The sequence below is a fragment of the Providencia sp. NPDC089933 genome (assembly GCF_049545585.1).
Lineage (GTDB): Bacteria > Pseudomonadota > Gammaproteobacteria > Enterobacterales > Enterobacteriaceae > Providencia > Providencia huashanensis.
The window spans coordinates 170,762-184,047 of record NZ_JBMWDT010000009.1 but is presented as its reverse complement, the minus strand read 5'-3'; the positions used below and the strand labels follow the sequence as shown (position 1 = coordinate 184,047).

11 protein-coding genes are annotated in these 13,286 nt (G+C 41.2%); 8 read left to right on the top strand and 3 right to left on the bottom strand.

The genetic code is table 11. From position 1 onward, the window contains the following. Positions 1-9 precede the first annotated feature (9 nt). Positions 10-1,407 (bottom strand): class II fumarate hydratase, encoded by a 1,398-nt coding sequence (fumC, locus tag ACPEH5_RS14295; RefSeq protein WP_042843706.1) that lies wholly within the window; start codon positions 1,405-1,407, stop codon positions 10-12. Between the two features lie 179 nt (positions 1,408-1,586). Between fumC and manA the strand changes: the two genes are divergently transcribed. The 3 genes from manA (at position 1,587) to add (ending at position 5,707) form a co-directional block, all read left to right on the top strand. Next, positions 1,587-2,762, top strand: a complete 1,176-nt coding sequence (manA, locus tag ACPEH5_RS14290; RefSeq protein ID WP_042843705.1) for a mannose-6-phosphate isomerase — start codon at positions 1,587-1,589, stop codon at positions 2,760-2,762. Between the two features lie 106 nt (positions 2,763-2,868). Beyond that, positions 2,869-4,515 carry a YdgA family protein gene (locus tag ACPEH5_RS14285; RefSeq protein WP_042843704.1) on the top strand — a complete coding sequence of 549 codons (1,647 nt, stop codon included), beginning with the start codon at positions 2,869-2,871 and terminating at the stop codon, positions 4,513-4,515. Positions 4,516-4,705: 190 nt separating this feature from the next. Continuing rightward, positions 4,706-5,707 (top strand): adenosine deaminase, encoded by a 1,002-nt coding sequence (gene add / locus ACPEH5_RS14280; RefSeq protein WP_129465942.1) that lies wholly within the window; start codon positions 4,706-4,708, stop codon positions 5,705-5,707. A 205-nt stretch (positions 5,708-5,912) separates the two neighbouring features. On the opposite strand, the gene ACPEH5_RS14275 is transcribed toward add, so the two are convergent. After that, on the bottom strand, positions 5,913-6,890 hold the full coding sequence (locus ACPEH5_RS14275) for a bile acid:sodium symporter family protein (protein WP_042843702.1): 978 nt from the start codon (positions 6,888-6,890) through the stop codon (positions 5,913-5,915). 57 nt (positions 6,891-6,947) lie between these two features. Further along, a complete protein-coding gene (locus ACPEH5_RS14270; RefSeq protein WP_198860647.1) occupies positions 6,948-7,991 on the bottom strand; it encodes an oxidoreductase in 1,044 nt (347 codons plus the stop codon). Positions 7,992-8,130: 139 nt separating this feature from the next. Here ACPEH5_RS14270 and ACPEH5_RS14265 point away from each other — a divergent pair, with 139 nt between their 5' ends. The 5 genes from ACPEH5_RS14265 (at position 8,131) to rsxD (ending at position 13,286) form a co-directional block, all read left to right on the top strand. Beyond that, on the top strand, positions 8,131-8,571 hold the full coding sequence (locus tag ACPEH5_RS14265; RefSeq protein ID WP_042843700.1) for a DUF2569 domain-containing protein: 441 nt from the start codon (positions 8,131-8,133) through the stop codon (positions 8,569-8,571). Positions 8,572-8,655: 84 nt separating this feature from the next. Further along, positions 8,656-9,237, top strand: a complete 582-nt coding sequence (gene rsxA, locus ACPEH5_RS14260; RefSeq protein WP_042843698.1) for an electron transport complex subunit RsxA — start codon at positions 8,656-8,658, stop codon at positions 9,235-9,237. Beyond that, positions 9,237-9,851 carry an electron transport complex subunit RsxB gene (gene rsxB / locus ACPEH5_RS14255; RefSeq protein ID WP_071548120.1) on the top strand — a complete coding sequence of 205 codons (615 nt, stop codon included), beginning with the start codon at positions 9,237-9,239 and terminating at the stop codon, positions 9,849-9,851. Before rsxA ends, rsxB begins: the two co-directional genes overlap by 1 nt. Further along, on the top strand, positions 9,844-12,189 hold the full coding sequence (gene rsxC / locus ACPEH5_RS14250; RefSeq protein ID WP_423727050.1) for an electron transport complex subunit RsxC: 2,346 nt from the start codon (positions 9,844-9,846) through the stop codon (positions 12,187-12,189). The genes rsxB and rsxC overlap by 8 nt, the downstream gene beginning before the upstream one ends. Positions 12,190-12,200: 11 nt before the next feature. Then, positions 12,201-13,286 (top strand): electron transport complex subunit RsxD, encoded by a 1,086-nt coding sequence (rsxD, locus tag ACPEH5_RS14245; protein WP_042843695.1) that lies wholly within the window; start codon positions 12,201-12,203, stop codon positions 13,284-13,286.

The window sequence follows — 13,286 nt, the reverse complement described above, 5'->3', positions numbered from 1 at the left end:
CCATAAAGTTTATGACTTCATGCTTCCAACCATGTCTTCTGGGCGAACCCATTCATCAAACTGTTCTTCTGTCAGATAATTTAATTTCAATGCTGATTGTTTTAGTGTTAACCCTTCTTTATGAGCTTTCTTAGCAATTTCAGCGGCTTTATCATAACCAATATGGGTATTTAAAGCGGTTACTAACATCAATGATTCATGCAGTAATTTTTCAATGCGCTCACGATTTGGTTCAATACCAATAGCACAATGTTCATTGAAACTACGCATACCATCAGCTAATAAACGGACAGATTGTAAGAAGTTATCAATTACCATTGGGCGAAAAACGTTAAGCTCGAAATTGCCTGATGCGCCACCAATATTAACTGCAACATCATTTCCCATCACTTGCGCACATAGCATTGTTAATGCTTCACACTGTGTAGGGTTAACTTTCCCTGGCATGATTGAACTGCCTGGTTCGTTCTCTGGTATCGCAATTTCACCAATGCCACAACGAGGACCTGATGCTAACCACCTAACATCATTCGCAATTTTCATTAATGAAGCCGCTAAGCCTTTCAGTGCACCATGAGCATGAACTAAGCTGTCACACGTTGCCAAAGCTTCAAATTTATTAGGTGCAGTGATAAATGGCTGACCCGTTAATTCGGCAATTTTTTTCGCAACACGAACTGCGTATTCAGGATGAGTATTCAACCCTGTACCGACAGCAGTACCACCCAGAGCAAGTTCACAAACATGAGGTATTGAATTCTCAATATGTTTTTCATTGTGTGCTAACATTGCAGCCCAGCCAGAAATTTCTTGGCCTAACGTCAATGGGGTTGCATCTTGTAAGTGGGTACGACCAATTTTGACGATATCTTTGAATTCTTTTGCTTTTGCATCTAAAGTTTTGTGTAAAACTTTTAGTTCTGGTAGTAGATGTTCGCGAATAGCAACCACCGCAGCGACATGCATGGCTGTTGGGAAAACATCATTTGAACTTTGGCTTTTATTAACATCGTCATTTGGGTGAATAAGGCGATCATTACCACGCTGGCCACCGAGGATTTCGCTACCACGGTTAGCTAATACCTCATTCATGTTCATGTTACTTTGCGTACCAGAACCCGTTTGCCATATAGCCAGTGGGAACTCTGTAGGGTGTTTGCCAGCTAATACTTCATCAGCAGCAGCAATGATTGCATCGCCACGCTCTTTGGCTAATAATCCTAGATCCATATTTACACTAGCGGCGGCTTTTTTTGTGATAGCGAGTGCGTGGATTAACGCGACAGGCATTTTTTCTACAGATATACGGAAATGTTCTAAAGAACGCTGCGTTTGCGCGCCCCACAAGTGGTCAGCAGGTACTTCAATAGGTCCCATTGAGTCTTTTTCAATGCGAGTGGCTGCCATTACTATCTCCTTAGGTACATATACAGAATAATTGATTTTAGAATCATCTGCTTGCAGGTAAGCAAATAACCGAGCAGTATAATGCCACAAATTGAATTTCATTTATGAGACTTAGTCGAGCTTATTGTACTGTAATGAAAAGGAAATGAGTTGATTTTTATAAAAAAGAGAATTTTGCTATGCTTAAAATGATAAACAAAGTCCAAAATTATGATTGGGGTAGTAAAACGGCCCTAACTAAGCTATATGGGCTCCCTAACCCTAACCACCTACCAATGGCTGAGCTTTGGATGGGGGCTCACCCCAAAGCGAGCTCAGAAGTTCTCGATGCGCAAAAAAATCAAACTGTCCCCCTTAACACCTTGATTGAGAGCGCCCCTGAATATTATTTGGGTTCGCATATCGCACAAACTTATCATCGATTACCGTACTTGTTTAAGGTACTGTGCGCTGCTCAACCGCTATCAGTACAAGTACATCCCAACAAAACCTATGCTGAGGTCGGGTTTGCTAAAGAGAATGCAGCGGGTATTCCAGTAGACTCACCTATTCGCAACTATAAAGATGATAACCATAAACCAGAATTAATTTATGCCTTAACACCTTTTAAAGCAATGAATGCATTTCGTCCATTGAATGAAATAGCACAATTGCTTGATTTTGTTTCAGCGGCTCATCCGGACATCCAACTATTTGTTCAAGACCCAACAGAAGAAAAGCTATCACGCCTATTTGCACAAATTCTTAATTTAACAGGTGAACAAAAAGAGCTCGCACTTGGAGTACTAAAAGCAGCTTTAAATAGTCGCCAAGGTGAACCGTGGAACTCAATAAAGCAAATGGCAAGTTTATACCCTGAAGATAATGGTTTATTTACCCCACTTCTTCTTAATGTTGTTGAACTGCAACCCGGTGAAGCGATGTTTTTATATGCAAGAACACCGCATGCTTATTTAGAAGGGGTTGGGTTAGAGGTCATGGCTAATTCAGATAATGTTCTGCGTGCAGGGTTAACAAATAAACACATAGATGTCCCTGAACTGATTGCGAATATTGACTTTAACCCTACGTCAGCAAAGGATTTATTAAGTATCCCCGAAAAATCTGGAAATATCTGGAAATATAATATTCCAGTAGAAGATTTTTCATTTAATATATATTCTATAAACAACTCGGAGGTTACTCTATCTAACGATACAGCCTCAATTTTATTTTGTATTGAAGGTCAGTTAGTTTTCCGTTCAGGTAATGAAGAAATATGCATAGATTCTGGTGAGTCTGTTTTTCTACCTGCTTATGAGAAAAGTATTACCATTAACGGCAATGGTAAGCTTGCCCGAGTTTTTAATAAGTAGTGTCATATTCTGTATTTAACCGTTTATTTTGTTAAAAAACGGTTATTTAAAACTTATATAATTTTATAAGTACGTTTATAACGTACTGAAAGGATGGATGTTTATAATGAAAAAGTCATTAGTCGCGGTTGGTGTTATTGTAGCTCTGGGCGCTGTATGGACGGGTGCATCGTGGTATACAGGTTCAAAAGTAAAAGATGAACTTGACAGAGTGATCCTCAAAACCAACGATTTTTTTGCTGTAAATGTGCCTGAAGCAGGTTTGAATTTCAAAGTAGAAAACTATGAAAAAGGCGTTTTCTCTTCTAAAGCTGACATCGTAATTACTTCAGCTGATTCAGTAACACCTGATGATTCTATCATATTTAAGACAAATATTGATCATGGCCCATTCCCATTATCACAAGTTGCTAAGTTTAATTTGTTGCCAAAACTGGCTGCTACTCAAATAGAATTAGCAAATAATGCAACAACTAAAGAGCTTTTTGAAGCAACCAAAGGAAAGCCGTTTGTTAATGGTTCTGCTGTCATTGGTTATAGCAAAAGTATCGATACTAACTTAGAGCTTATCCCAGTTGAATATAGCAAAGATGATATTTCGCTATCGTTTAGCGGCTCTAAATTTGATGTTTCAACTACAGCAGACTTAGAGTCTGTCGATGCATCAATAATCACTGATAACTTTGTGATGGGTAAAGCAGATAAATCAGAAACAATGACCGTTAAAGGGTTAAAATTAGTTTCTAATGTCAAAAAATCACAATATGGTTTCTACACAGGAACACAAGAATTTGTGATTGCAGATACAGACTTCAATATCCCAGAAACAAAATTCTCATTTAAAGATTTTAAAATCGCCAGTGATACTTCTATCAACGGTGAAGATGTTAAAGGCAACATTTCTTACAGTATTGGTGACATTAAAGCATTAGAACAAAATTTAGGTTCAGGCCAAGTCACTGTTGCAATTGAAAAACTAGATGCTAAAGCATTAGGTAAATTTGTAGAACAATACAACAAAGCCTTAGCAGAAGGTTTAGCAACTGGTGACCCATCAGAAGCTACTGAACGTTTAGCCATGGAAATGATGTCAACCACATTGCCTGAGCTAATGAAAAGCAAACCTGTATTCACAGTTAGCCCGCTATATTGGAAAAATGAAGCTGGCCAAAGCTCTGTTGACTTAAATGTCACTTTCAATAAATGGAACCAAGACGAAATCACCGCGTTGGCAATGTCTAATAAAGTTGATGAAGCATTCAAACAATTGATTTCTTCTTTTGATTTTAACCTGAAGCTGAATAAGCCAATGGTAATTGAATCCATGACACAAGCCATGATTTTAGACCAAGGCGTTCCAGTTGATGCTGAAACTAAAAAAGAAATGAAAGGTATGGTGACATCTGAATTTGCAGGTGTACAGCAAATGTTGACTTCGGATATGTTCTCTTCCCCGTTTGAAGAAATGTTTATGACCGATGAAGAACGCGCTGAAAAAGCTAAACAGAAAAAATCACCTTGGATGATTGATAGCGAAAATGATTTAACAATGACGATCAAATTCGCTGGTAACGACCTGACATTCAACAATGATAAGTACACCTTAGCTGAGTTCTTGACTAAGATGAAAATCATGTCTGGACCTGAAGACGAGTTAGAATATGACGCTCAACCAGCTCCAGGTGCGGAAATCGCACCAGAAATTGGTAATGAGCCTGAGTTAGCACCACAAGCTGAAACACCTGCTAACTAATCAAACTCAAGCTAATAGAAAAAACGCTAGTCAATTATGACTGGCGTTTTTTTTATCACCAACATTTCGGTGATGCACATCACAAATTAAATGTAATCTTTTATCATGTTTCACATTTTACGTGATTTACAATTGCTTTTAGCTAAATAACGGCCAAAATAAGGAAAGAAAACAGATAAAGGATCATCCCGTGATAAATACCCGTCTCCCTTTAACCGACTTACACCGTCACCTTGATGGTAATATCCGACCGGAAACTATTCTTTCACTAGCTGAACAGCACCATATTCAATTACCCGCAATAGAACTTGAGGCATTACGCCCTCATGTACAAATTATAGGACAGGAAGCTGATTTAGTCGGTTTTTTGTCAAAATTAGATTGGGGGGTTTCAGTACTCGCTGATTTAGATGCCTGCCGCCGTGTTGCATTTGAAAATGTAGAAGATGCGTTTAATGCGGGGATTGATTATGCAGAGCTTCGTTTTTCACCTTACTACATGGCGATGAAGCACCACTTACCTGTCGAAGGTGTCGTGGAAGCGATTATTGATGGTGTACAAGCAGGTTGCAAACAATTTGAAATCAAAATTAATTTGATCGGAATTTTAAGTCGCACGTTTGGGCAGCATGCTTGCTCTACTGAATTACAAGGGCTTTTAGCTCATCGCCATCATTTGTGTGCTTTAGACCTCGCTGGAGATGAACTTGGTTTTCCAGGGGAATTATTTGAGTCTCACTTCATAAAAGCCAGAGATGCAGGTTTAAATATTACCGTTCATGCAGGTGAGGCTGCGGGAGCAGAGAGTATTTGGCATGCAATTAATGTATTAGGTGCGCAACGAATTGGCCATGGTGTAAAAGCAATTGAAGACCCCGCTCTAATTGATTATTTAGTGAAGCACCAAATCGGTATGGAAAGTTGCTTAACTTCCAATATCCAAACTAGCACTGTCTCATCATTAGCTAAACACCCGTTAAAGGCCTTTTTACAGCATGGGGTATTAGCATCAATAAATACTGATGACCCAGCAGTGCAAGGAATTGAGTTACGTTATGAATATGAAGTCGCTGCACCACAAGCAGGCTTGACCGCTGCTGAAATCGAGCAAGCTCAACGTAATGGCCTTGCTATCGCATTTTTATCCACAAATGAGAAAAATGCACTGTTAGAAAAAGCAGCTAAACGATAAAAACTAAAGGGCATCACACTGGGTGCCCTCATCCATTCCATTCACTGCATTTTGACCCGCCCTTTTTCCCTAGTAAGCCATTAATTAGAACCGAGTTAATGTATGTTCTTTATAAAAAAACACCCACAGTATGTTGTAACTAAAATAGAATGAAAGTAAACAGCATTGACTTAAGGTGGTGCCATATCCTCAAGTCAATAATATATTATTTAGTTAATAACCGTTTAGCGTAACGCTGAGCCAATACAGCACTAACCATCAGCTGAATTTGGTGGAAAATCATTAAAGGAAGTAAGATCACCCCTACCGTTGCCGCAGGAAACAATACATTAGCCATTGGAACCCCATTAGCTAAACTTTTTTTAGACCCACAAAATACAATAGTAATCTCATCTTCTTTACTAAAACCAAGCAAGCGTGCGGCTAATGTGTTAACCACTATGACAATAAATAAAATGACACAAGTGACAACCACTATCATCAGTAAAGAAAATGCGTCGATTTTCTGCCATATTCCCTCAACGACAGCTTCACTAAATGCAACATAAACAACTAATAGTATAGAGGAACGGTCAGTTATATTGACTAATTTACGGTGGCGATTAATCCAATTAACAATTAAAGGTCGCGCTAAGTGCCCTACTACAAATGGTAACATTAACTGTAATAATATAGAGCCAATTGCATTAAGCGTATCGACCGCCTGGCTACCATCTGCATCCATTAAAGCACCGACTAAAATAGGAGAAAGGAATACGCCAAGAATACTGGATGCTGAAGCGCTACAAATCGCCGCCGCTATATTACCACCTGCAACTGAAGTAAAGGCAATCGCGGACTGTACCGTCGCAGGTAATGCACAAAGGTACAAAAACCCCATATAGACAGTGGGTGACATCCATTCAGGAACGATGACAGCGAGCCCTAATCCTACAATAGGAAATAAAATAAACGTGCTCGCAAAAACTAACAGGTGCAGACGCCAATGGCCTATACCTGCCACTATTGATTCCCTTGATAACTTTGCACCATGCATAAAGAACAACAATGCGATTGCGGCAGTTGTTAGATATTGAAAGCCCGTTTTTATTTCCCCTTCACAAGGAAAAAGGCTAGCAATAATTACAACGCCTATCATGATAAGTAAAAATGGGTCTATTCTTAGTTTAGCTAGCAGGTTCATTCTGTTTTCCATAATAAAAGCCAGTTACATAGACTGGCTTTATGATAGGTCGTGGACTCAAAAAATTGATTCAATAGTACGCTTTTCTGTTGCTGAACGTATTCCTGCTTCGATAAGCTTCATGATATCAATAGCTTCACTTGGTGTGACCGGATTGGGTTTATTATGGCGTATCGCATCATAAATAGCTTGGTAATACCCACCATAATTACCTTTTTCGTTAGGCCAAGGTTGTGTGATAAGCGCCTCACCTTGTGACAGGGTCACGATTCCAGTGTTGTCATCTACGCCCCACTTTTCACCTTCTGGTTTCATTCCACTTTTTAGACAATCTTCTTGCGGGTCTAAACCATACTTTACATAGCTACCATTCATACCATGAATAACATAAATTGGCATAGGTGCGGCTGCTAACGTGGTCGCATGTAAAACCACCTTTTTAGTTGCATATTGTAATATGACATGAAAGTAGTCTACCGCTTCCGCATTCGGGCGGATCATAGCAAGATCAGCGGTGATCCCCATCGGCTTACCAAAATATTGCAGTATTTGGTCTAATAAGTGGGGTCCTAAATCATACCAAATACCTGAGCCCGGAATATTCGCTTCACGCCATCTTTGCCTTACCATTGGCCGGTAGCGATCAAAGTGTGACTCATAATATTTAATATCACCAAGACAACCATCTTGAAGTATTTTTTTGACAGTTAGAAAGCCAGAGTCCCACCGACGATTATGATAGATAGAAAGCAATTTCCCTGACTGTTCTGCTTGTTGTTTAAGTTGTTCTGCTTGTGCAACGTCTAGAGTAAATGGTTTATCAACAACCACATGTTTGCCCGCGGATAATGCCGCTTTAGCTAAAGGAAAGTGAGTTTCATTTGGCGTTGGGATCACCACTAATTCAATGTCATTATCAGCAAAAATAGCTTCTGGAGATGCAACAACATTGACATTTGGCCAATCCGCCTTAACTTTGTTAGGGTCACTCGTTGAAATTGCAGTTAAATCATACTCTTTTAGAAAACCTAAGAAAGGCGCATGAAAGGTTTTACTTGCATAGCCATAACCTATGACCCCTACTTTAATCGGTTTAGACATATTGACCTCATACAAAAACAAACTCAGAAAGATATAAAAAGTACCATCAGAATGAATTAAATGGCAAATATATCTATGATAGGATTATAAAATACCCTAGGATCTTCTACCGCTATTTTGCAAAAATGGATGTTTACTTATGTCTTCAGTTTATAATGCTAACCGTATCACTGGCTGGTTACTGCTGCCAGCTATGTATCTGTTGCTAACGTTTTTAGCCGTATGCAGTATGACAGTCATGTATTGCATTAAATTTTATGAAATTGTGAGCACAGTTGATAATTGGGCAAGCTATATTCCCTTGGCATGGTATCTATCATTTGCTATCGCAATTGCCATGACATTATTTAGTATTCATGTACTGCAACTGATGTTTGCTCATTCAAAACATTTTCCACGTCGTTTTATTATTTGGTTACTTATCTTATTGTTATTAGGTATAAAAACATTTGCATTTTCACCTATTGATGATAATACCGCCTTACAAGTGCTTGCCTGGCCATTACTTGGAGCCGGTTTCTTCGTCCCTTACTTAAAACGTTCACAGCGTGTAAAAATGACTTTCACACAAGATCGATAAGCGCCAGATAAATTGCTTGATATCATAATGATAGTTTAGCTGGCTTAGGTCAGTTTTTGTTCTTTTTTCATTTCAGGCAATAGCATGACTGATTATCTACTACTCTTTATTGGAACGGTGTTGGTTAACAACTTCGTCCTTGTAAAATTTCTTGGTTTATGCCCCTTTATGGGGGTGTCAACTAAGCTTGAACCCGCTATAGGAATGGGGTTAGCAACAACCTTTGTTCTAACATTAGCTTCGATAAGCTCATGGTTGATTGACACCCTGATACTTGTTCCACTCGATCTTATCTATTTACGCACGCTAAGCTTTATTTTGGCGATAGCTGTAGTAGTTCAATTTACTGAAATGGTTGTCAGAAAAACTAGCCCTACGCTTTATCGCTTATTAGGTATTTTCTTACCACTAATTACGACTAACTGCGCGGTTCTTGGCGTTGCATTACTAAATATCAACATGTCCCATACTTTTATGCAATCTGCCGTCTACGGCTTTGGTGCAGCTGTTGGGTTCTCATTAGTAATGGTGTTATTTGCCGCAATCAGAGAGCGGCTAGCTGTTGCCAATGTCCCTGCCCCGTTTCGTGGCTCATCAATTGGCTTAATTACTGCCGGCTTGATGTCACTCGCATTTATGGGCTTTAGTGGTTTGGTGAAATTCTAATGATGTCAGTCTGGATTGCTATCGGTATATTAGCCGTTTTTGGTCTTATATTTGGCCTTATTTTGGGCTATGCCTCTTTGCGTTTTAAAGTTGAAGCTGACCCTATCGTTGAACAAGTCGAAGCGATTTTACCCCAAAGCCAGTGTGGTCAATGTAGCTACCCAGGTTGCCGCCCCTATGCAGAAGCCGTGGCTAACAATGGGGAAATGATCAACAAATGTGCACCTGGTGGTGAGCAAGTTATGTTAAAAATTGCTGAGCTACTAAATGTTGATCCACAACCTATTGATGGTGACGAAGCGGCACAAAACCCTGTGCGTAAAGTGGCTATCATTGATGAACAAAACTGTATTGGTTGTACCAAGTGCATTCAAGCTTGCCCTGTTGATGCTATTGTTGGCGCGACCCGCGCTATGCACACTGTGATTGAAGATTTATGTACGGGCTGTGACCTGTGTGTTGCCCCGTGCCCTACTGATTGTATTGAACTTGTTCCTGTGAAAACGACTACCGCTAACTGGAAATGGGATTTAAACGCCATTCCCGTTAAAAATATTAATGTTGAACCCAATGAACAGCCATTAACGCAAGCGAGAGGTAATACTCATGCTTAAGCTGTTTAGTTGGTTAAAAAAAGAGAATATTTGGGATTTTAACGGCGGTATTCATCCGCCTGAAATGAAATTGCAATCAAGTCAAACCCCCATGCGTATTGCTTCAGTGCCTAATGAGTTAATTATACCATTACAGCAGCATCTAGGCCCTGAAGGTGAATTAATTGTGCAAGTGGGTGAATATGTCCTAAAAGGCCAGCCCCTCACTAAAGGATTGGGTCGTACAGTACCTGTTCATGCCTCTACATCTGGCGTAATAACAGCCATTGAACCGATGGTAACAGCGCACCCATCAGGTTTGAAAGAGCTATGTGTTCGTATTCAATCGGATGGCAATGATACCTGGTGCACATTGAGTCCTGAAGCAGATTACACACAATTGTCTCAAGCTGAATTACTGCAAAAAATAGAGCAAGCGGGTATTGCGGGTCTTGGTGGTGCTGGCTTCCCTACTGCCTCAAAATTAGCAGGTGGAAAAGAAGCAATTAAAACCTTAATTATTAATGCTGCCGAGTGTGAACCGTATATCACTGCAGATGATAGGTTAATGCAAGAACATGCTCAGGAAGTTATCGAAGGTTGCCGAGTATTACAGCACTTATTAAACCCAGACCAAGTCTTAATTGGGATTGAAGATAATAAACCAGAAGCGATCCGCGCTTTAAAACACGCGCTGAGCAAACAAGATCAACAGATATTCATACGGGTTATACCAACCAAATACCCATCAGGTGGTGCTAAGCAGCTCACAAAAATATTAACCGGTAAGGAAGTCCCTTCTGGTGCCCGTTCATCACAAATTGGCGTATTAATGCAAAATGTAGGCACCGTAGTGGCGATAAAACGCGCGGTTATTGATGGGCAACCATTGATTGAACGTGTAGTGACCGTTACTGGTGATGCTATTAGCAAACCGGGGAATTTTTGGACTCGTTTAGGCACTCCTGTTAAACACCTATTACAACAAGCAGGTTTTAATCCAGAGCTGGAACAAATGGTAATCATGGGCGGGCCATTAATGGGCTTTACCCTACCGGACCTAAATGTACCTGTTGTTAAAATTTGTAATTGCCTGTTGGTTCCAACATCTGAAGAAATGGGGGCTGAATCTCCCGAAGAAGCTTGTATCCGCTGTGGGCTGTGTGTAGAAGCATGCCCAGCTGCTTTGTTACCCCAACAGCTTTATTGGTTTAGCAAAGGCGAAGAACATGAAAAAGCACAAAAGCACAATCTGTTCGACTGTATTGAGTGTGGAGCATGCGCCTATGTTTGTCCTAGTAATATTCCGCTAGTTCAATATTACCGCCAAGAAAAAGCAGAAATTCGTGAAATTGCCCAAGAGGAACGCCGAGCCGCAGAAGCAAAACTTCGTTTTGAAGCTAAGCAATTACGGATGGAACGAGATAAGAAAGCACGTGAAGAGCGGCATAAGAAAGCCGCCGTACAAGTTGATAGCGCTGGTAAAGACGCTGTTAATGCGGCTTTAGCTCGGGTCAAAGCAAAACAAAGTACCGCCTCTGATCCGGTTAAAATCATTTCAGGCGAATTACCAGATAATAGTGCTGTCATTGCAGCCCGTGAAGCACGTAAAGCACAAGCTCGAGCTAAACAAGCTGAGAAATTAGCAGCGGCTCAAGTTGAGCAGAACAATCCAGACACTCACGATGACCCACGCAAAGCAGCGGTAGCGGCTGCCATTGCCCGCGCTAAGGCCAAGAAAGCGGCTCAGCAACCTACTGCCGCTGAACCGGTGGCAGAAACAACCCCCGATACAGATGTTGACCCACGCAAAGCAGCGGTAGCGGCTGCTATTGCCCGCGCTAAGGCCAAGAAAGCGGCTCAGCAACCTACTGCGGCTGAACCGGTGACAGATACAACTCCCGATACAGATGTCGACCCGCGCAAAGCGGCGGTAGCGGCTGCTATTGCCCGTGCTAAGGCGAAAAAAGCGGCTCAGCAACCTACTGCGGCTGAACCGGTGGCAGACACAACTCCCAATACAGATGTCGACCCGCGCAAAGCGGCGGTAGCGGCTGCCATTGCCCGCGCTAAGGCCAAGAAAGCGGCTCAGCAACCTACTGCGACTGAACCGGTGGCAGACACAACCCCCGATACAGATGTCGACCCACGCAAAGCGGCGGTAGCGGCTGCTATTGCCCGCGCTAAGGCCAAGAAAGCGGCTCAAGCAGAGCAAGTTGCCCAAGAAGAGTTAACTCCAGCCGCAAAACAACCTATTGAAGAAGAAACTGACCCGCGGAAAATTGCGGTTGCTGCTGCTATAGCTCGAGTAAAAGCGAAGCAGGCTCAAAAACAAAATGAACAAATGACGACAGAGTAAGTGATAACCAGATGAAATTTAGGCCTATTGACGCAAAAAATCGCCGTTTAAAAATTGCGAGTGCACCATTTACTCATAACAAACAAAGCACGAGTTTAGTCATGCTTTGGGTACTTTTAGCTGCAATACCTGGTATCGCAGTTCAAATTTATTTTTTTGGGGTTGGCACTCTGTTCCAAATATTGTTAGCCATGTTAACAGCCGTACTAACGGAAGCTGTTTCTATTAGGCTACGTGAAAAGCCCATTGTTCCTGTATTGAAAGATAATTCAGCGATTGTCACTGCCTTATTATTAGGGGTTAGTCTTCCCCCTTTAGCCCCTTGGTGGCTTATCGTCTTAGGGACTTTCTTTGCGATTACTATTGCTAAACAATGTTACGGTGGTTTAGGTCAGAACCCTTTTAACCCAGCGATGGTGGGTTATGTGGTGTTATTAATCTCTTTCCCTGTCCACATGACAAATTGGCTTCCACCACATGAGTTACAGAACCTTTCTATCTCACCCTTAGATAGTTTGTCCGTCATTTTTAATGGTCATACCTTAACGGGTATCTCTCTTGAACAGCTTCGAACAGGAGTTGACGGAATGAGCCAAGCAACCCCTCTGGACAGTTTTAAAACCGGTTTGCTGACCCATTCAGTCACCGAAGTACTACAGCAACCTATTTTACAAGGGTCACTAGCAGGGATTGGTTGGCAATGGGTCAACGTTGCTTACCTGATTGGTGGTTTAATTATGATCAACCGCCGGATAATTAGCTGGCACATACCGCTTTCGTTCTTAGGGACATTGGCAATTTTATCCGTAGTTAGCTATTTAATTGATGACAGCCGCTTTGCACCACCACTGGTTCAATTACTTTCAGGTGCCACGATGTTAGGCGCATTTTTCATTGCGACAGACCCAGTGACTGCCTCAACAACCCCTAAAGGTCGAATTATTTTTGGTGTAATAATTGGTTTCTTGGTTTGGGTGATCCGTGTATTTGGCGGCTATCCAGATGCTGTCGCATTTGCAGTGTTATTGGCGAATATAACCGTACCGTTAATTGATTACTATACGCAGCCACGTGCGTACGGTCATGGACATAAATAA

Bases quoted from the DNA above. Each gene is read 5' to 3' on its own strand.
- fumC (WP_042843706.1), bottom strand. From the start codon at position 1,407: ATGGCAGCCACTCGCATTGAAAAAGACTCAATGGGACCTATTGAAGTA.
- manA (WP_042843705.1), top strand. From the start codon at position 1,587: ATGCTTAAAATGATAAACAAAGTCCAAAATTATGATTGGGGTAGTAAA.
- ACPEH5_RS14285 (WP_042843704.1), top strand. From the start codon at position 2,869: ATGAAAAAGTCATTAGTCGCGGTTGGTGTTATTGTAGCTCTGGGCGCT.
- ACPEH5_RS14275 (WP_042843702.1), bottom strand. From the start codon at position 6,890: ATGAACCTGCTAGCTAAACTAAGAATAGACCCATTTTTACTTATCATG.
- ACPEH5_RS14270 (WP_198860647.1), bottom strand. From the start codon at position 7,991: ATGTCTAAACCGATTAAAGTAGGGGTCATAGGTTATGGCTATGCAAGT.
- ACPEH5_RS14265 (WP_042843700.1), top strand. From the start codon at position 8,131: ATGTCTTCAGTTTATAATGCTAACCGTATCACTGGCTGGTTACTGCTG.
- rsxA (WP_042843698.1), top strand. From the start codon at position 8,656: ATGACTGATTATCTACTACTCTTTATTGGAACGGTGTTGGTTAACAAC.
- rsxB (WP_071548120.1), top strand. From the start codon at position 9,237: ATGATGTCAGTCTGGATTGCTATCGGTATATTAGCCGTTTTTGGTCTT.
- rsxC (WP_423727050.1), top strand. From the start codon at position 9,844: ATGCTTAAGCTGTTTAGTTGGTTAAAAAAAGAGAATATTTGGGATTTT.
- rsxD (WP_042843695.1), top strand. From the start codon at position 12,201: ATGAAATTTAGGCCTATTGACGCAAAAAATCGCCGTTTAAAAATTGCG.